This is a genomic window from Devosia sp. (assembly GCF_014860165.1).
Lineage (GTDB): Bacteria > Pseudomonadota > Alphaproteobacteria > Rhizobiales > Devosiaceae > Devosia.
Genome location: NZ_JACZKG010000032.1, coordinates 80375 through 98246, shown reverse-complemented (window position 1 = coordinate 98246; position 17872 = coordinate 80375). Strand labels below are relative to the sequence as shown.

General features: G+C 64.6%; 18 protein-coding genes. 7 read left to right on the top strand and 11 right to left on the bottom strand.

The window, feature by feature from the left end:
• Nucleotides 1–73: 73 nt before the first annotated feature.
• From IH615_RS07525 to IH615_RS07485, 9 genes are all read right to left on the bottom strand, one after another.
• Nucleotides 74–445, bottom strand: a complete 372-nt coding sequence (locus IH615_RS07525; RefSeq protein ID WP_291361082.1) for a hypothetical protein — start codon at nt 443–445, stop codon at nt 74–76.
• Nucleotides 445–1158, bottom strand: coding sequence for a transcriptional repressor LexA (lexA, locus tag IH615_RS07520; protein WP_291361081.1), 714 nt, complete (start codon nt 1156–1158; stop codon nt 445–447). Before lexA ends, IH615_RS07525 begins: the two co-directional genes overlap by 1 nt.
• A 107-nt stretch (nt 1159–1265) precedes the next feature.
• Nucleotides 1266–2468: a gephyrin-like molybdotransferase Glp gene (gene glp, locus IH615_RS07515; RefSeq protein WP_291361080.1), complete on the bottom strand. Its 1203-nt coding sequence runs from the start codon at nt 2466–2468 to the stop codon at nt 1266–1268.
• Nucleotides 2465–2953, bottom strand: a complete 489-nt coding sequence (gene moaC / locus IH615_RS07510; protein ID WP_291361079.1) for a cyclic pyranopterin monophosphate synthase MoaC — start codon at nt 2951–2953, stop codon at nt 2465–2467. The genes glp and moaC overlap by 4 nt, the downstream gene beginning before the upstream one ends.
• Entirely contained in the window at nt 2953–3765 is an 813-nt protein-coding gene (gene trpC, locus IH615_RS07505) for an indole-3-glycerol phosphate synthase TrpC (RefSeq protein WP_291361078.1), read from the bottom strand. The genes moaC and trpC overlap by 1 nt, the downstream gene beginning before the upstream one ends.
• A gap of 2 nt (nt 3766–3767) precedes the next feature.
• The gene (trpD, locus tag IH615_RS07500) at nt 3768–4784 is read right to left on the bottom strand and encodes an anthranilate phosphoribosyltransferase (protein ID WP_291361077.1); all 1017 of its coding nucleotides are present in this window, start codon (nt 4782–4784) and stop codon (nt 3768–3770) included.
• The gene (locus tag IH615_RS07495; RefSeq protein WP_291361076.1) at nt 4781–5380 is read right to left on the bottom strand and encodes an aminodeoxychorismate/anthranilate synthase component II; all 600 of its coding nucleotides are present in this window, start codon (nt 5378–5380) and stop codon (nt 4781–4783) included. Before IH615_RS07495 ends, trpD begins: the two co-directional genes overlap by 4 nt.
• 78 nt (nt 5381–5458) lie before the next feature.
• Nucleotides 5459–6967, bottom strand: a complete 1509-nt coding sequence (gene trpE, locus IH615_RS07490; RefSeq protein ID WP_291361075.1) for an anthranilate synthase component I — start codon at nt 6965–6967, stop codon at nt 5459–5461.
• A 39-nt stretch (nt 6968–7006) separates the two neighbouring features.
• Nucleotides 7007–8884, bottom strand: coding sequence for a peptidylprolyl isomerase (locus IH615_RS07485; RefSeq protein WP_291361073.1), 1878 nt, complete (start codon nt 8882–8884; stop codon nt 7007–7009).
• Nucleotides 8885–9008: 124 nt separating this feature from the next.
• On the opposite strand from IH615_RS07485, the gene tpiA reads away from it, so the two are divergent.
• From tpiA to IH615_RS07455, 6 genes are all read left to right on the top strand, one after another.
• Nucleotides 9009–9764: a triose-phosphate isomerase gene (gene tpiA / locus IH615_RS07480; RefSeq protein WP_291361072.1), complete on the top strand. Its 756-nt coding sequence runs from the start codon at nt 9009–9011 to the stop codon at nt 9762–9764.
• A 108-nt stretch (nt 9765–9872) separates the two neighbouring features.
• Nucleotides 9873–10370, top strand: coding sequence for a preprotein translocase subunit SecG (gene secG, locus IH615_RS07475; protein WP_291361071.1), 498 nt, complete (start codon nt 9873–9875; stop codon nt 10368–10370).
• Nucleotides 10371–10470: 100 nt separating this feature from the next.
• On the top strand, nt 10471–12099 hold the full coding sequence (locus IH615_RS07470) for a CTP synthase (RefSeq protein ID WP_291361069.1): 1629 nt from the start codon (nt 10471–10473) through the stop codon (nt 12097–12099).
• Nucleotides 12099–12596: a GNAT family N-acetyltransferase gene (locus IH615_RS07465; protein WP_291361068.1), complete on the top strand. Its 498-nt coding sequence runs from the start codon at nt 12099–12101 to the stop codon at nt 12594–12596. Before IH615_RS07470 ends, IH615_RS07465 begins: the two co-directional genes overlap by 1 nt.
• Before the next feature lie 59 nt (nt 12597–12655).
• Nucleotides 12656–12838, top strand: a complete 183-nt coding sequence (locus IH615_RS07460; protein ID WP_291361066.1) for a DUF4169 family protein — start codon at nt 12656–12658, stop codon at nt 12836–12838.
• Nucleotides 12835–13797 (top strand): NAD-dependent epimerase/dehydratase family protein, encoded by a 963-nt coding sequence (locus IH615_RS07455; RefSeq protein WP_291361065.1) that lies wholly within the window; start codon nt 12835–12837, stop codon nt 13795–13797. Before IH615_RS07460 ends, IH615_RS07455 begins: the two co-directional genes overlap by 4 nt.
• 151 nt (nt 13798–13948) lie before the next feature.
• Here the strand turns inward: IH615_RS07455 and IH615_RS07450 are convergent, their stop codons facing one another.
• The gene (locus tag IH615_RS07450; RefSeq protein ID WP_291361063.1) at nt 13949–14380 is read right to left on the bottom strand and encodes a VOC family protein; all 432 of its coding nucleotides are present in this window, start codon (nt 14378–14380) and stop codon (nt 13949–13951) included.
• A gap of 175 nt (nt 14381–14555) precedes the next feature.
• Between IH615_RS07450 and eno the strand changes: the two genes are divergently transcribed.
• Nucleotides 14556–15833, top strand: a complete 1278-nt coding sequence (eno, locus tag IH615_RS07445; protein ID WP_291361061.1) for a phosphopyruvate hydratase — start codon at nt 14556–14558, stop codon at nt 15831–15833.
• Between the two features lie 201 nt (nt 15834–16034).
• Here the strand turns inward: eno and IH615_RS07440 are convergent, their stop codons facing one another.
• The gene (locus IH615_RS07440) at nt 16035–17510 is read right to left on the bottom strand and encodes an AMP nucleosidase (RefSeq protein ID WP_291361059.1); all 1476 of its coding nucleotides are present in this window, start codon (nt 17508–17510) and stop codon (nt 16035–16037) included.
• Nucleotides 17511–17872: the final 362 nt, after the last annotated feature.

The following is a 17872-nucleotide window of genomic DNA, read 5'->3' as shown; positions in this document are numbered from 1 at the left end:
GCGAACGGCCTGCCGATCAGGCTTGCGCTTTGCCAACAGGCGAAACACGCGCGCTTCCAGCGCGAGGCACGGCTCAGCCGGACGTCTCCTTGCCCGCAACGGGCGAGGAGACACTCCTGCCATCGCTGCCAATGGTCACCCAGCGGCCGTTGCTGTCGCATTGCAGCATCAGCGTGTCGTTGTTGCGGATGCCCACCACGGCGCCGACCGAGGACAGTTCACCCTCGAGCAGGCATCCGATGATCGGCGCGCCGGCCTCCGCCTCCTGCCAGCCGGTCCCCGACCGGCAGATGGCCACCGACTCGCCGGCATTGATGCCGGCTCCCGCCGAGAAGGTCACATCACCCACCCAGCACCGGGTTTCCTTGACGCTCGCTTCCTGTGCGATTGCCGGCCCGGTGGGAAAGGCGAGCAGCGCCAGGGCCATGAGCCAGGCGCTGCGCATCAGTATTTCCGCAGCAGGCCGACGAGTCGGCCCTGGACCTTGACCCGGTCGGGCGGAAAAATCCGCGTCTCGTAAGCCGGGTTCGCCGCTTCCAGCGCCACGGTATTACCCTTGCGGCGCAGGCGCTTGAGGGTCGCCTCCTCATCGTCCACGAGAGCGACGATGATTTCACCCGTCGAGGCCTGATCCTGCTTCTTGATCAGCACCGTATCGCCATCGAAAATGCCGGCGTCGATCATGGAATCGCCACGCACCTCAAGCGCAAAGTGTTCGCCGGCGCCCAGCATTTCCGGCGGCACCATGATGGTGTGGGAGTGGGTCTGGATGGCCTCGATGGGCGTGCCGGCCGCGATACGGCCCATGACCGGGATGGCGATGGGTCGTGCATAGTCCTCGGTGGCCGAGATGCGCGACGGCGGCGAGGCCACCTTGCCCAGGTTGCCCTCGATGACCGATGGCTCGAAACGCACCTTGCGGCCGCCGAGCGAGGGATTCATCGAATCGGGGAGCTTGACCACTTCCAGCGCTCGCGCCCGGTTGGGCAGGCGGCGAATGAAGCCGCGCTCCTCAAGTGCGGTAATCAGCCTGTGGATGCCCGACTTGGACGCCAGGTCGAGCGCATCCTTCATCTCATCGAACGATGGCGGGATGCCGCTTTCCTTCATCCGTTCGTGGATGAACATCAGCAGCTCGTGTTGTTTGCGCGTCAGCATGGGCCCCTCGGGGAGAGAATCGGAACATAGGCAGAACGACTATATGTGTTCCAGTTATGTTCTGCAATATGCTTGCTGGGGCAGCAGTCCTGTAGCCGGCAGGATTGTCAGAATGCTTCGATCTCAAGTGCCTCGACAATAGTCCCGGCCGGCTGCCCCGGATCGTGTTCCGGCTGGATGATCAGCATGTCGGCATGGGCAAGCGACGAGGTATGGCCGCTATCGGTCTGGGAGATCGGCAGCAGCTCCGGTCCGGTCGTGGTATGCCGCAACTGGGCGCGCATGAAGTGGCGGCGCGCCGTATTGGGCGGGGTGGGGCCGGCGAGGGGCAGGCGCCATGTCGCCGGTTCGGTGTGTCCGAGCCAGCGGCGCAAAGCCGGTTTGATGAAGACGATCGCCGTGACCATGGCCGACACCGGATTGCCGGGCAGGCCAAAGACCAGCGTCCTGCCGCGCGTGCCGAACATCAGCGGCTTGCCCGGACGCATATTGATGCGCCAGAAGTCGAGCGTCACGCCCAGTTCCAGGAGGATTTCCTGCACGATGTCGTGGTCGCCCACGCTGGCGCCGCCGGTCGTGACCAGGATATCGGGCTCCTCGGCAAAGATGGCGGCCAACTTGCCGCGCAGTTCGTCGCGGTCATCCCTGGCGATGCCATGGTCGGCCACGTCAGCGGCGTAGCGTGCGAGCAGGGGGCGCAGGCCGAAGCTGTTGGAGGCGACGATCTGGTCGGCGCCCAGTGGCTGGCCGGGCAGCACCAGTTCGTCACCGGTCGCCAGCAGCGCCACGCGCGGGCGCCTGGCGACGAAGAGCGTCGCGACATTGGCAGCGGCGGCCACGGCAAGCTGCATGGCGCCGAGGCGTGTGCCGGCGTCGACGAGGACCTGGCCGCGCGCAAAGTCATTGCCCAGCGGCCGGACGCTGTGGCCCAGCCGGGCCGGGGCGGTGAACGAGACATGGCCGTCTTCGACCACGGCCTCTTCCTGCATGATGACCGTGTCGGCCCCTGCTGGCACGGGCGCGCCCGTGAAAATACGGACGGCCTGGCCCGCGCCGACTGTGCCGGAGAAGCCCGCCCCAGCCTGCGACGTGCCGATGAGGGCAAGGCGGTGGCCCGCGACGACGTCGGCGGCCCGCATGGCATAGCCATCCATGGCGCTGGCATTGAAGGGCGGCTGATCATGCGTGGCGATCACCGGCTCCAGCAAGATGCGCCCGGCGGCGTCGGCCAGCGAAACGGGGTCCCCGGTCGGCGCGGGGACGCGCTGCAGGATCGCGCCTATCGCGTCATCGACCGGAAGCAGGCTCATTTTTCCAGATCCGGGCGGCTGAAATCGCCCGATTTGCCGCCCGATTTCTCCAGCAGGCAGAGATCGGTGACGACCATGGCCCGATCGATCGCCTTGGCCATGTCGTAAAGCGTCAGCGCGGCCGTGGAGGCGGCCACCAGGGCTTCCATTTCAACCCCGGTCTGTCCGGTGGTCTCGGCGGTGGCATGGATGAGGATCGCGGCGTCGCCATCGCCCATGATATCGACGCTCACCTTGGTCAGCGCAATCGGGTGGCAGAGGGGGATCAACTCGCTTGTCTTCTTGGCCGCCATGATGCCGGCAATACGGGCGACCGCGAGGGCGTCGCCCTTCTTGAGGCCGCCGCCCATGATGGTGGCAATCGTCTCCGGCTGGGCCAGGATCCGCGCCTGTGCCACGGCGCGCCGACGCGTAACCGCCTTGTCACCGATATCGACGATATGGGCCTCGCCCCGGGCGTTGAGATGGGTGAGGCCCTGGACCATCAGCGGACCGCCTGTGGCGCGCCCATCAGCAGCGCACGGGTCGCGGCGACCACGTCGTCCTGGCGCATCAGGCTTTCCCCCACGAGGAAGGTGCCGATGCCGGCCTCATGGTCGAGCTTGAGCAGGTGCTCATGGTTGAGGATGCCGCTTTCGCTGACCAGCAGCGTGCCTTTCGGCACGCCGACGGCGAGCTTGATCGAGGTATCGAGCGTGGTCTCGAAGGTGCGCAGGTTGCGATTGTTGATGCCGATGAACTCTGCCCCCAGCGCCAGGGCGCGGTCCAGCTCCAGTTGGTCATGCACCTCGACCAGGGCATCCATCTTCCATTCCTCGGCCGCGTCGAGCAGGAAGCGCGCCACATCGTCCCCGACGGCGGCCAGGATGATCAGGATGCAGTCAGCACCCCAGGCGCGGGCCTCTGCCACCTGGTACGTTTCGAACAGGAAATCCTTGCGCAGCACCGGCAATTGCGTGGCTGCGCGCGCTTCGATCAGGTAGCTCGGTGATCCCTGGAAGCTGGGGCGGTCCGTCAGGACGGACAGGCAGGCCGCCCCCGCCATTTCGTAGCTGCGGGCGATCTCGGCCGGGTTGAAGTCGGCGCGGATCAGGCCCTTGGATGGGCTGGCTTTCTTGACCTCGGCGATCAGGGCGTACTGGCCCTGGGCCCGCTTGGCCTTGATGGCGCGGATGAAGCCGCGCGGGGCAGGCTGGTCATGCGCCTGCGCCACCACTTCAGCCCAGGGCCGCATGGACTTTGCAGCGGCGATTTCCTCGCGCTTATAGGCCTCGATCTGCTTGAGAATGTCGGTCATGACTAGCGTCCGTTCGATACCGCCACGAGGCGGGCGAGTGTCTGTTTTGCCTTGCCGGAATCGAGGGCGTCCCGCGCCATGGCAATCCCGGCCTCAATCGTATCCACCCGGTCCGCCACAAACAGCGCCGCAGCGCTGTTGAGCAGCACGATGTCGCGGTAGGCGCTAGGGGCGCCGTCCAACAGTCGCGTCATGGCGAGAGCGTTGTCGGCCGGTTCGCCGCCGCGCAGGTCGTCCAGCGTGGCCCGCGGCAGGCCATATTGTTCCGGTGTGATCTCGAAGGTGGTGAGGCTTCCCCCCTCGATCTGGGCCACATGCGTCGGTCCGGTCGTGGTGATTTCATCCAGCCCATCGCTGCCATGGACAACCCAGGCCTTGATGGCACGGTTGGCCAGCAGGGCCGCAGCGACGGGCTCGACCCATTGCTCGTCATAGACGCCAAGCAGGTAGCGCCGAACGCCGGCCGGGTTGGATTGCGGACCCAACAGGTTGAACAGCGTGCGCGTCCCCATTTCGGTACGCGAGGGTCCGACATGCTTCATCGCCGGGTGGTGCATGGGCGCGAACATGAAGCCGATGCCGGCTTTGTCGACGGCCGCGCCGATTTCGGCCGGAGTCAGGTCGAGCTTGACGCCCAGCGCTTCCAGCACCTGCGAGGCGCCCGATTTGGACGACAGTGCGCGATTGCCATGCTTGGCCACCGGTACGCCGCAGGAGGCAACCACAATGGCGCTGGCTGTGGAGATGTTGAGCGTGCCGGCGCCATCGCCGCCGGTGCCAACGATGTCGATGGCGTCGTCCGACGTAACGACCGGGATCATCTGCTCGCGCATGATCGATACTGCGGCGGCGATTTCGACGACGGTTTCGCCCTTGACCCGCATGCCCATCAGGAAGGCGCCGATCTGGCTGGGCGTGGCTTCGCCGGCCATGATCGTGCGCATGACGGCGCGCATTTCCTCGCCGGTCAGGTCCTTGCGGCTGGCGATCTTGTTGAGTGCTGCCTTGATATCCATCATGCGGCTCGCTTCTGGTTGAAGTCGCGCGCCAGGTTGAGGAAATTCTGCAGCAGGGCGTGGCCGTTCTCGCTGGCGATGCTCTCGGGGTGGAACTGCACGCCGTGCACCGGCAGGCTCTTGTGCTGCATGCCCATGATCAGGCCGTCATCGGTCGTGGCGGTGACTTCGAGCGTCGCGGGCAGGGTGTCCTGCTTGACGATCAGCGAGTGGTAGCGTGTCGCCTCGAAGTCATTGTTGAGCCCGCGAAACAGGCCCTTGCCGGTGTGGTGGATTTTGCTGGTCTTGCCGTGGACGAGGTGCGGCGCGCGGATCACGTCGCCGCCCATGGCCTGACCGATGGCCTGGTGGCCCAGGCAGACGCCGAGAATGGGGATTTGCGCCTTGAAGCGGTCGATCAGCGCGAGGCAGATGCCGGCTTCGTTAGGCGTGCAGGGGCCGGGCGACAGCACGATAGCCTCGGGCGCCATGGCGGCGATCTCGTCGAGCGTGATCTTGTCGTTGCGCACGACGGTAATGTCGGCGCCCAGCTCGCCCAGGAAATGGACGAGGTTGTAGGTGAAGCTATCGTAGTTATCGATGACGAGAGTGCGGGTCATTGGGCAATCCAGGCTGTACTATCCACCGGGTCATTCCCGCCTGCGCGGGAATGACACCGAGTGTGTATCGATTTCTGCTCATTGCCCGATCCTCGCCTCGCCAGCATAGCGTAGCGCTTCCTCGGCGGCGCTGAAAAGGGCGCGGGCCTTGTTTTCGCATTCCATCTGCTCGAGCTCGGGCACGCTGTCGGCGACGATGCCAGCGCCAGACTGCACATAGAGCTTGCCATCCTTGAGGATGGCGGTGCGCAGCACGATGCAGGTGTCCATGGTGCCGTCGGCGCCGAAATAGCCGACGCAGCCGCCATAGATGCCGCGGCGCGATTTCTCCAATTCGTCGATGATCTCCATCGCCCGCACTTTTGGCGCGCCGGAAACCGTGCCCGCCGGGAAGCCGGCCGAGAGGGCATCGACGAAGTCGTATTTCGGGTCGAGCACGCCCACGACGTTGGAAACGATGTGCATGACGTGGGAATAGTATTCGAGGAAGAACTTGTCCGTGACCCTGACCGTGCCGGTCTTGGCCACGCGTCCCACATCATTGCGGCCGAGGTCGAGCAGCATCAGGTGTTCGGCCAGCTCCTTGGGATCGGCCAAAAGTTCGGCTGCCAGTTCCTGGTCGCGCGTCGGGGTCGAGCCGCGCTTGCGCGTGCCAGCGATGGGGCGGATCGTCACCTCGCCATCCTGCACCCGCACCAGGATTTCCGGGCTCGATCCGGCAACCGCGAAGGTGCCGAAATCGAGGAAATACATATAGGGGCTGGGATTGGTGCGGCGCAGGGCGCGATAGAGCGCTGTCGGGGGCAGGGTGAACTCGGCCTCGAAGCGCTGGCTCAGCACCACCTGGAAGATATCCCCGGCGGTGATGTAGTCCTTGGCCTTGGCCACCATGGCAAAATACTCGTCTTTCGACGTGTTGCTGGTGACGGCGATGGATTCGAGATCGGGCAAAGCCGGTGTCGTCGGCAGCGCCCGTCCGAGCCGGGTGATGGCGTCGTCGATCCGCGCTTCGGCGGCCTCATAGGCCTGTCGCGCCGAGACGCCTGCGCGCACATAGACTGGCGCCGTCAGGTAGAGCTCATCCTTGAGCGTATCGAAGATGGCCAGGAGCGAGGGGCGCATTAGCACGGCTTCGGGGGTCTGCAAGTGGTCCGGATTGCTGTCGGGCAGCACTTCCATGTAGCGGACCATTTCGTAGCCGAGATAGCCATAGACGCCTGCGGACTGCGGCGGCAGGCCAGGCGGCACGTCGATCTTGCTGTCGGCGACCAGGTTGCGCAACGCATCGAGGGGCAGGTCGGGGAGGGGCACGAAGGCCGCATCGTCGATCTGCGCCGAGCGATTGATCGCTGCCGCGCCGGCCTCGACCTTGAGAATCACGTCAGGCTGCGTGCCGATGATCGAGTAACGACCCCGCACCGCGGCATCCTGCACCGACTCGAGCAGGAAGGTGTTCTTCCGGCCCTGCGCCAGCTTCAGATAGGTCCCGACAGGTGTCTCGAGGTCCGCCACGATGCGACGCCAGACGATCTGCGACTTTCCAGCATCGTATTGCTCGGAGAAGCGCTGATAGAAGTCGTCGCCCATCGTTGTCGTGTCCAGTTGGGGTGAAGTCCGGCCTGTCGATTACAGGCCGGTATTGAGCGCCAGCACCTGTTGCAGGGTCTGCTGGTTGATGACCATGCGCGCATCGTCCCTTACCGCGGTGACGAAGTCGCCATAGATACCGATGCGCGCCTCGTTTTCGAGCGTGGCGCTGGCCGATGCCTCGAGCGGTGCTGCGGGTTCGGTCAGGTCAGTCACCTGGAAGACGATGAACTCGCCGCCCTGGCTCACGGCAGAGCCGTGATGGCTGGCATCGCCGGCAAAGGCGGCCGAAGCCACGGCGCCGTCGATCGTGCCATCCGAGGAGCCAAAGCGGGTGAACGGCGCGCTGAGCTGCGGGAAGACGTTGTAGGCGGCTGCCACGTCTGCCAGTGCCTCGCCGGCATCGAGACGTGCCACGGCCTCGGCCTGCGCCGCGATGATGGCGTTGTTGACGCGTTCGGCTGTCATCGTCTCGGCGACCTGGTCGCGCACTTCGTCCAGGGTCTGGTCGCGCGCAGGTTCGATGGCGTTGAGGTCAAACCACAGGTTGCCGTTGCCGGCCAGCGGAATGGCAGCGGTCAGACCACCCTGCTCGGCCTTGAAGATGGCCTGGGTGACGCGCGGTGCGTCTTCGGCGGCAAGATCGGGGATCACAGTCAGCTCGGCGCCGCCAGCGGTCACGTCGGCCTCGTAGAGGTCGAGGCCATAGCGCTGGGCGATCTCGGTCAGCGGCCGGAAGGCGGCACGCAATTCCTCGATCTGGTCCTGCACATCGGCCAGTTCGGTGCGGGCTTCGGCGAGGGCCAGGTTTTCAGCAACCTGGTCGCGCACATCCGCCAGATCAGGGACGCCACCCGCCTCGATGGTCGAAACATGCACGGCGCGCTTGCCGGCCACGCCATCGATGACGACAAAGGCGCCTTCCGCCAGCCCGAAGGCGGCGGTCGCGAGGCCTGCATCGTTGATATCGGCCTGGGCCAGCGTGCCCAGGTCCGTCGGCGTCAGCCCCGCGTCGGCGACCAGCGTCGCGAACGGCGTGCCAGCCGCGAGGCCGGCTTCGAACGCTGCGACCTGCTCGTCATTGAGCACGACCTGCTGGATCGTGCGCCGCTCGGCCTTGCTCAGCGTCGCCTTGCTGCGCTCGTATTCGGCGGCAATGGCATCGTCGGTGATCGCGGCGACCTTGGTTGCTGCCAGGTCGGCCACCGACAGGCGCAGCATCTGCACGTTGCGTGTCTCCACCGTGCGGAACTCGGCCTGGTGCTCGGCGAGGTAGGCGGCGAGCTCCGCCTCGGTCGGTGCGGCCGGGGTTTCGATATTGGTCTCGCCCAGCGTGAAATACTCGATGGTGCGCTGGTCGGCGACATAGCGGTTGATCAGGTTTGCCGCCGTGTCGGGCAGCTTGGTGTCGCCGAACAGGCTCAGGATCAGCTGCTGGCGCCGTGCCGCGTCGCTCTGGTCCTCGAAATACTCGGCCTCCGTCAGGCCGCTCATCTGCAGCACCTGGCGAAAGCTCTCCGGATTGAACGCACCCAGCGCGTTCTGGAACGACGGGTCCTCGCGCAGCATTTCGCTGAGCTTGGCCTGCGATACGCCGAGGCCAAAGCCGGTGGCGAGCTGGTCGAGCGCGGCGTCCTGCGCCAGGTTCTGCAGCACCATCGACGGGACGCCCAGGGCGACGGCATCCTGGGCGGTCGGCACCGAGCCGAGCTGCTGCGCTACCTGGTTCAGCTGGTTCTGATACGCCCGCAGGAATTCGCGCGAATTGATTTCCTCATCGCCGACGCGGGCGACGGTATTGCTGCCCAGATCGGTGATGACATTGTTGATGCCGAAGCCCGCCAGGCCCACCAGCAGACAGGCGCCCATAATCTTGCCGGGCCAGGATTTTGCAAAAACACGCAAACTATCGAGCATCTGAGACGTTCCAGTTGGGCAACATGAGGCTTTACCGCGCCAGCGGGAGGGCACTAGTAATCCATTTTGACAGCCGGGGTTAGGGCAATCCTTTCCCCGGTGCAAGAGGCAGCAGGAGCAAAGAGTGACAACGACAATAACGCCGCTGATCGCAGGGAACTGGAAAATGAACGGCATGAGGGCGTCGCTCGACGAGCTGACGACCCTGGCAGGCATCATGACAACGGGCGATGCGCCCCGCGCCGTGGTCGTCATCTGCCCGCCCGCGACCATCCTGGCTGCCGTGGCCCGACAGGGCGCCTCCAGCGGCATCCTGGCCGGTGGTCAGGACTGTCACCCGAGCGCCGCAGGGCCGCATACTGGCGACGTCGCGGCCGGGATGCTGGCCGATGCCGGCGCCCAGTATGTCATCGTTGGCCATTCCGAGCGCCGCGCCGCCTATGGCGAAACCGATGATCTGGTGCGCGCCAAGGCCGAAGCCGCCATGGGCGCCGGCCTCAAGCCCATCATCTGCGTCGGCGAGACCGAGGCCGAACGCGATGCCGGCAATGCCGAGGCCGTGGTGGCGAGCCAGCTTGCCGGCTCCGTTCCCGAAGCGGCCGGCCAGCATGACGTGGTTGTCGCCTATGAGCCGGTCTGGGCCATCGGCACGGGCCGCACCCCCAGCAATGACGAGATCGCCCAGATGCATGGCGCGATCCGCCGGCTGCTCGTCGACCGCTTCGGCGAGCGGGGCGCTACGGTGCAAATTCTCTATGGCGGCTCGCTCAAGCCGCAGAATGCGCGCGAGATCCTGGCCCTGGATAACGTCAATGGCGGGCTGGTCGGCGGCGCCAGCCTCTTGGCAAAGGACTTTGCCACCATTATCTCGGCGGTATAGCGCGCATGTGCCGGAGGCGGGCCGGAAAATCCGGCCGGGCTCTGGCATTTGTCACGCGGGGCGTGTAAGACGCCGCATCTTTTGCTTAGACCTATAGACTGAGACACAATGGCGAACGTCCTGATCGTGGCCTATTTGCTGATCGTCCTGGCGCTGATTGCAGTGATCCTGCTGCAGCGCTCCGAGGGCGGTGCGCTGGGCATTGGCGGTGGTGGTGGCGGCGGTTTCATGACCGCGCGCGGCTCGGCCAACCTGCTCACCCGGACCACGGCGATTCTGGCGACCCTGTTCTTCGCCACCGCGATTGGCCTGACCATCTTGTCGGAACTTGATCGCAGCACCTCGGGCATTCTCGAAGGCGCGACCACGACCGAGGATGGCGAGACGCCGACCAATGTGCTTGATGCGCTGAACGCGCTGCAGCCGGAGGCGCCGGCTTCCGATCTGCCCGTTCCGGTCACCGAAACGGCCCCGGCGGCCACCGACACCGCGCCCGCGACCGAAACGGCGCCAGCCGCGGCTCCGGAGGCATCGAGCGAGTTGCCGGTGCCCGAGGTTCCGGCGGAGACGCCCGCCGAAACGCCGGCCGCTCCGGCGACCAACTGACGAGACCAAAAAGGGGGATGGAAACATCCCCTTCTTCTTTTTGTGTAGAGCCGGCTGCCGGCTCTACGAATCGATGCTGATGTGATTAAGGTGAACGCCCATGGCTCGGTACGTATTCATCACCGGAGGCGTGGTCTCCTCATTGGGTAAAGGTCTTGCATCGGCGGCGCTCGGTGCCGTGCTGCAAGCGCGCGGCTACAAGGTCCGCCTGAGGAAGCTCGACCCCTATCTCAACATCGATCCGGGCACCATGTCGCCCACCCAGCATGGCGAGGTCTTCGTCACCGATGACGGCGCCGAGACCGATCTGGACCTGGGGCACTACGAGCGCTTCACCGGCCGGGCCGCGACCAAGCGCGACAACATCACCACGGGCCGCATCTATTCGGACATCCTGGCCAAGGAACGCCGCGGCGAATATCTGGGCGCCACCGTGCAGGTCATTCCGCATGTGACCGACGCCATCAAGAATTTCGTCATCGAGGGCAATGACGAGTTCGATTTCGTGCTGGTCGAGATCGGCGGAACGGTCGGCGATATCGAGGGCCTGCCCTTCTTCGAGGCGATCCGCCAGCTCGGCAACGACCTGCCGCGCGGCCACACCTGCTACCTGCATCTGACGCTGATGCCCTATATTCCTTCGGCCGGCGAGCTCAAGACCAAGCCGACCCAGCACTCGGTCAAGGAGCTCCGCTCCATCGGCATTGCTCCCGACGTGCTGCTGGTGCGCTGCGACCGCCCGATCCCCGATGGCGAGAAGAAGAAGCTCAGCCTCTTCTGCAACGTGCGCGAAAGCGCCGTCATCCAGGGCCTCGATGTCGGTTCGATCTATGACGTGCCGCTGGCCTACCACAAGGAGGGCCTCGACCGCGAAATCCTGGCGTCCTTCGGCATAACCGATGCGCCTGAGCCCGATCTCTCCGCCTGGCAGGACGTTTCCACCCGCCTCCACAATCCCGAGGGCGAGGTTAACATCGCCATCGTGGGCAAATATACCGGCCTCAAGGATGCCTATAAGTCGCTCTCGGAGGCCCTGACCCATGGCGGCATCGCCAACAAGGTCAAGGTCAACCTGCAGTGGATCGACTCGGAGGTGTTCGAGCGCGACGACCCGGCGCCCTATCTCGAGCATGTTCACGGCATCCTGGTGCCCGGCGGGTTCGGTGAGCGCGGCTCGGCCGGCAAGATCGAGGCCGCGCGCTTTGCCCGCGTCAAGGACGTGCCCTATTTCGGCATCTGCTTCGGCATGCAGATGGCCTGCGTCGAAGCGGCCCGCAACACCGCCGGTATCAAGAATGCCTCATCGACCGAGTTCGGCCCCACCAAGGAGCCAATCGTGGGCATGATGACCGAGTGGGTGAAGGGCAACGAAACCGAGCAGCGCGCTGCCGAAGGCGACCTGGGCGGCACCATGCGCCTGGGCGCCTATCCGGCCCAGCTCACCCGCGGCTCCCGCGTCGCAGATATCTATGGCACCACCCGCATCTCCGAGCGCCATCGCCACCGCTACGAGGTGAACATGGACTACCGCAAGCTGCTCGAAAAGAATGGCCTGCTGTTTTCCGGCGTCTCGCCCGATGGCAAGCTCCCCGAAATCGTCGAGCGCACCGACCACCCGTGGTTCATCGGTGTGCAGTTCCACCCGGAGCTCAAGTCCAAGCCCTTTGAACCCCATCCGTTGTTTGCGAGCTTCATTGCCGCGGCCATGGAACAAAGCCGGTTGGTCTGATGGAAATCCGCACGGAGCGCCTGTTGCTCAGGCGCCCGCGTCTGGATGATCTCGACGCCATGTTCGAGATCATGTCGGACCCCGTAGCCATGCGCTACTGGTCGACGCTGCCCCATGCCAACAGGGAGGTCACGCGGCCCTGGCTGGAACGGAAGATCGCCCGCACGGCCGATGGCGGCGAGGACTTCGTCATCGAGCATGAAGGCCGAGTGATCGGCGATGTCGGGGCAGGACGCCTCCCCGATTTCGGCTTCATGCTGCGCCGGGACTGCTGGGGCAAGGGCTTCGCCACCGAGGCATCTCGCGCCTTCATCGACCACGCCTTCCGTAACACGGCGGCTACCGAACTTTGCGCCGATGTGGATCCGCGCAACATGGCCTCGCTACGGGTCCTCGACCGCCTGGGCTTCGTCGAAACGGGGCGCGCCGAGCGCACCTTCCTGCTCGGCGACGAATGGTGCGACAGCGTCTATCTTGTCCTGCAGCGGCCGGCATAACTTCCATTCAAGACGGCCGTTCTGCTAGGCTGCCGCATGTCGCGCATCAGGAAGCTGCCATGGCCGAGATCATCAACCTCAGGAACGCCCGCAAGCAGAAGGCTCGCGCCGCCAAGGACGTGCAGGCGGCACAGAACCGCGTGCTGTTCGGCCAGACCAAGGCCGAAAAGCTGCGCCAGGCCAGCGAGAAGGCCCTGGCCGAGAAGCGAATCGAGGGTCACAAGAAGGACGAGCCGAAATGAGCAAAGTCGTTGTCATCGGCGCCACCGGCCATATCGGTACCTATCTGATACCCCGACTCGTGATGGCGGGCCATGACGTGACCGCGGTCAGCCGCGGCGTCGCCCGGCCCTACCAGCAAAGCCCGGTCTGGGGGCACGTGACTGCGGTCGTGCTCGACCGCGAAGCCGAGGAAGCAAAGGGGCATTTCGGCCAGGCCATCGCCGCGCTCGGCGCTGATATCGTCATCGATCTCATCTGCTTCACCGAGGCCAGCAATACCCAGCTTGCCGATGCCCTGCAGGGACGTGTGAACCAGTTCATCCATATCGGCACGATCTGGACCCATGGCACGTCTTCAGTCGTCCCGACCCCCGAATCCGCTGCCAAATACCCCTTTGGCGACTACGGCATCGCCAAGGCCGCCATCGAGGCCGACTTGTTGGCCCGCGCCCGGCAGCACGGCTTCCCCGCCACCATCGTCCATCCCGGCCATATCGTCGGCCCCGGCTGGGCGCCGCTCAATCCGGCCGGGCATTTCAACGCCGCCGTCTTCAGCACCATCGCCCGGGGCGAAACGCTGGCGCTGCCCAATTTCGGCATGGAGACCGTGCACCATGTCCATGCCGACGATGTGGCGCAGGTCGTCATGCGGGCCATCGAGAACCGCTCTGCGGCGCTGGGCGAGAGCTTCCACGCGGTCTCAGCGGCGGCGCTGACCCTGCGCGGCTATGCCGAGGCGATGTACCGCTGGTTCGGTCATGAGCCCAGGCTCAGCTTCGCCGGGTTCGAAGAATGGGCGAAATCGCAGGACGCTGACGAGGCCACGGCCACCTGGGAACATATCTTCCGTTCGCCCAATTGCTCGATCGAAAAGGGCCGACGGCTGCTGGGCTACGCGCCGCGCTACACCTCGGTCGAGGCTGTGCAGGAGGCGGTGACCTGGCTCATCGGTGATGGCCAGGTAGAACGGCAGGCTTGAGGGAACCCGCGTAACCATTTTTCGAGATGACGTTGCCTGGTACTCAATCGTCACCCTCGGGCTTGACCCGAGGGCCCTGTACTTACCGACACTTCCGAAAGTGAAATGTCCTCGGGTCAGTGGGCGAGGGCGGGTATCCGCTAAAAGCGCTCTACCAGTTCACCTGGCAAACGCCGCCCCTGGCGCCGAACTGCATGCTGTTCTCGGTGTACTGGAATATCTCCAGCTTCACCCCGTTCGGGTCCTTGGTCCAGGCCTGCCACGTCCCGTCGGCGCCCAGCTTCTTGTCGGTGATCTCCACGCCCTGGCCGCGCACATGCGCCAGCAGGCCGTCAAGGTCATCAGTCTCCAGGCAGATGTGGTTGATCTGGTTCTTCTCGTCGAAGCTGGACTCTGCCTTGCGGAACACTTCGATGAAGGTGCGGGCGCCCAGATCGAGGTAGAAGCCGATCCAGTCTTCGCCCCGCCGGAAATCGAACGCCTTGGGGATGCCCAGGACGTCGCGATAGAAAGCCTCGGTGGCGGCGAGATCTTGGGCGAAGATGCAGGTATGGGCGACCTGCTTGATGAGTTGCTTGGTCATGAGTCCTCCGGAAGTCGCCTGCCGTATTAACGATAAACCGGCCACCGATCAACCGCCGCGCCGGCTCAGCCCGGCGCCGTGAGGCATTTTTTTGTGCCGCCCTCTTTTACTTGTCACGCCCCGCGTCTAGGAGAGGCGCAACGAACCGACAGAACCCAACCGGAAGGGGCTTTCCATGTCTTCAATCATCCATGTCACTGGCCGCCAGATTTACGACAGCCGCGGCAATCCCACGGTCGAAGTCGATGTGGTGCTGGACGATGGCAGCTTCGGTCGCGCCGCCGTTCCCTCGGGCGCGTCCACCGGCGCGCATGAAGCCGTCGAGCTGCGCGATGGCGGCAAGAAGTATTCCGGCAAGGGCGTCACCCAGGCGGTCGAAAACGTCAACTCGGTGATCTTTGACGAGATCCAGGGCATGGACGCCCTCGACCAGCTCGCCGTCGACCAGGCGATGATCGAGCTCGACGGCACGCCCAACAAGTCGCGCCTGGGCGCCAATGCCATTCTCGGCGTGTCGCTCGCCGTGGCCAAGGCCGCTGCTGAATCGAGCGAATTGCCATTCTACCGCTATATCGGCGGCCCCAACGCCCATGTGCTGCCCGTGCCGATGATGAACATCATCAATGGCGGCCAGCATGCGGACAACCCGATCGACATGCAGGAATTCATGATCCTGCCGGCCGGCGCGGAAAACCTCGCCGATGCCGTCCGCATCGGCTCTGAAATCTTCCACACCCTCAAGAAGGGTCTCTCGGCCGAGGGCCACAACACCGCCGTTGGTGACGAGGGCGGCTTTGCGCCCAACCTCAAGTCGGCCGATGACGCGTTGGGCTTCATCATGCGCTCGATCGAAAAGGCCGGCTACAAGCCGGGCGAGGACATCTTCCTCGGCCTCGATTGCGCCGCGACCGAATACTACAAGGGCGGCAAGTACGAGATGGAAGGCGAGGGTAAGTCGCTCTCTTCCGAAGAAAACGTCCGCTTCCTCGAAGACCTGGCCAACCGCTATCCGATCATCACGATCGAAGACGGCATGGGCGAAGACGATTGGGAGGGCTGGAAGGCCCTGACCGACGCCATCGGCAAGAAGGTGCAGCTGGTGGGCGACGATCTCTTCGTCACCAACACGCAGCGCCTCGTTTCCGGCATCAAGATGGGCGTCGCCAACTCGATCCTGGTCAAGGTCAACCAGATCGGCTCGCTGTCTGAGACGCTCAACGCGGTCGATACCGCCCACCGCGCCGGCTACACCTCGGTGATGTCGCACCGCTCGGGCGAGACCGAGGATTCGACCATTGCCGACCTCGCGGTGGCGCTGAACTGCGGTCAGATCAAGACCGGCTCGCTGTCGCGTTCGGATCGCCTCGCCAAGTACAACCAGCTCATTCGTATCGAAGAGCAGCTCGGCACCTCGGCCAAGTATGCCGGCTACTCGGTGGTCAAGGGCCGCTGATTTCGGCGAACGGAATGCAAAGCCCGGCAGCGATGCCGGGCTTTTTGTTGCTCGATCTGGCTTCAATCCACTGTGTCATTCCGGCGAAGGCCGGAATCCATGCGGGGAGACCTCCGACGACGCTCCAGCCAGGGGCGGCATGCGGACATGGATTCCGGCCTTCGCCGGAATGACATCGTGGGCAGCCCTAGACGCCTCTTCCTACTGAAACGCCGTCTCCGCAAAGCTGCGCAGTTTCCGCGAATGCAGCCGTTCCGCCGGCTGGTCGCGCAAGATCTCCATCGCCCGCAACCCGATCTGCAGATGCCGGTTGACCTGCGTACGGTAGAAGTCCGAGGCCATGCCCGGCAGTTTCAGCTCCCCATGCAGCGGCTTGTCCGACACACACAGCAACGTCCCATAGGGTACGCGGAACCGGAACCCGTTGGCGGCGATCGTTGCGCTCTCCATGTCCAGCGCCACAGCGCGGGATTGGCTCAACCGCTGGGTGATCTCGGCCTGGTCGCGCAATTCCCAATTGCGGTTGTCGAAGGTCGCGACCGTGCCGGTGCGCATGATCTTCTTAGTCTCGATGCCTTCGGTCTCAGTGATCTCGTGCACGGCCTGTTCGAGGGCGACCTGGACTTCTGCCAATGCCGGGATCGGCACGGAGAGGGGCAGGTCGGCGTCGAGCACATGGTCCTCGCGCACATAGGCATGGGCCAGCACGTAGTCGCCCAGTTCCTGGCTGTTGCGCAGGCCGGCGCAGTGGCCGAGCATGATCCAGGCATGCGGACGGAGCACCGCGATGTGGTCGGTAATGGTCTTGGCGTTGGAAGGCCCGACGCCGATATTGACCATGGTGATGCCACGGCCGCGGTCGGCGGTCAGGTGATAGGCTGGCATCTGCGGCGCCCGTACGGGTGCCGAGCCGGCCGTATTGCCGCCCCTTAGCGTATTGTCGGTCACCACATTGCCCGGCTCGATGAAGCTCTGGTAGTGGGGGTGCCCGTCGGCCATGTAGCGCTTGGCCACCCGGCAGAATTCTTCGATGTAGAAGGCGTAGTTGGTGAAGATGACGAAGTTCTGGAAATGGGCCGCATCGGTGCCGGTATAGTGGCTCAGCCGGAACAGCGAATAGTCCACCCGCGGCGCCGTGAAGGCCGATAGCGGGTAGGGCCCGCCCTTGGGCGGCACGAAGGTGCCGTTGGCGATTTCGTCGTCGGTATTGCCCAGGTCGGGTGCGTCGAACACGTCGCGCAGCGGGATATTGAGCGCGTTCAGCGCTTCGCCGTCGATGCGCTCGCTTGGATTGACGGCAAAATGCAGCGGGATGGGCGTGTCGGATTCGGCGATGTCGATGGTGCCGCCATGGTTCTTGAGGATGACGGTGAACTGCTCCTGGAAATAGGTGCGGAACAGGTCGGGCGCGGTCACCGTGGTGCGATAGAGCCCCGGCGTATGCAGGAAGCCATAGGGCAGGGTGCTCTCATGCTTGCTGTAGCTGGTGGAGCGCACTTCCACCTGCGGGTAGCAGGCGCGAACCCGCCCTTCCGGCACCACGCCCTTGGCCAGGTCGGCAAGATGGCCTCGGATGAAGCCGGTATTGCGGTGATAGAGCTCGGCCAGATATTCCCATGCCTTCTCGGGGTCGGTGAAGGACTGCTTTTCGAGGCGGGGCGGGCTGATCGTGCTCATGATGTTCTTTCTTTTCGCGGGCTCCGGATTGAGCCTGCCATCTTCTCGGAATCGCGCTGAATTTCCGGCAGCGTCTAGCCTTCCTGCATGACAGCTTCGCGGCGTCGCTTCAACTGTGGGGCCGGAGGGGCGGCGATTTCACATCGGTGTGAAGGACACTTTTATCGCCGCATTTCGCCACCATCTTCATTGCAGTTCACTGGCACGGCAAGCGACCCATGCAGCTGGTGAGCGAGGAATGTTGCGTTGGCCGCTTGTCCCCCAAGCCCTCAACAGCGCGGTCGGCCGATGTTCCCCAAGGCTGCAATGACAGAGATGTCGTTGCAGCCTTTTTCTTTCTCGCATGGCTGCCCCGCCGCAAG

Coding starts and splice junctions, on each gene's coding strand:
- glp (WP_291361080.1), bottom strand. CDS start 2,468: ATGAGCCTGCTTCCGGTCGATGACGCGATAGGCGCGATCCTGCAGCGC.
- IH615_RS07460 (WP_291361066.1), top strand. CDS start 12,656: ATGGCCGAGATCATCAACCTCAGGAACGCCCGCAAGCAGAAGGCTCGC.
- trpD (WP_291361077.1), bottom strand. CDS start 4,784: ATGATGGATATCAAGGCAGCACTCAACAAGATCGCCAGCCGCAAGGAC.
- secG (WP_291361071.1), top strand. CDS start 9,873: ATGGCGAACGTCCTGATCGTGGCCTATTTGCTGATCGTCCTGGCGCTG.
- IH615_RS07450 (WP_291361063.1), bottom strand. CDS start 14,380: ATGACCAAGCAACTCATCAAGCAGGTCGCCCATACCTGCATCTTCGCC.
- trpC (WP_291361078.1), bottom strand. CDS start 3,765: ATGACCGACATTCTCAAGCAGATCGAGGCCTATAAGCGCGAGGAAATC.
- IH615_RS07440 (WP_291361059.1), bottom strand. CDS start 17,510: ATGAGCACGATCAGCCCGCCCCGCCTCGAAAAGCAGTCCTTCACCGAC.
- IH615_RS07455 (WP_291361065.1), top strand. CDS start 12,835: ATGAGCAAAGTCGTTGTCATCGGCGCCACCGGCCATATCGGTACCTAT.
- IH615_RS07465 (WP_291361068.1), top strand. CDS start 12,099: ATGGAAATCCGCACGGAGCGCCTGTTGCTCAGGCGCCCGCGTCTGGAT.
- IH615_RS07470 (WP_291361069.1), top strand. CDS start 10,471: ATGGCTCGGTACGTATTCATCACCGGAGGCGTGGTCTCCTCATTGGGT.
- moaC (WP_291361079.1), bottom strand. CDS start 2,953: ATGGTCCAGGGCCTCACCCATCTCAACGCCCGGGGCGAGGCCCATATC.
- trpE (WP_291361075.1), bottom strand. CDS start 6,967: ATGGGCGACGACTTCTATCAGCGCTTCTCCGAGCAATACGATGCTGGA.
- IH615_RS07485 (WP_291361073.1), bottom strand. CDS start 8,884: ATGCTCGATAGTTTGCGTGTTTTTGCAAAATCCTGGCCCGGCAAGATT.
- IH615_RS07495 (WP_291361076.1), bottom strand. CDS start 5,380: ATGACCCGCACTCTCGTCATCGATAACTACGATAGCTTCACCTACAAC.
- eno (WP_291361061.1), top strand. CDS start 14,556: ATGTCTTCAATCATCCATGTCACTGGCCGCCAGATTTACGACAGCCGC.
- lexA (WP_291361081.1), bottom strand. CDS start 1,158: ATGCTGACGCGCAAACAACACGAGCTGCTGATGTTCATCCACGAACGG.
- IH615_RS07525 (WP_291361082.1), bottom strand. CDS start 445: ATGCGCAGCGCCTGGCTCATGGCCCTGGCGCTGCTCGCCTTTCCCACC.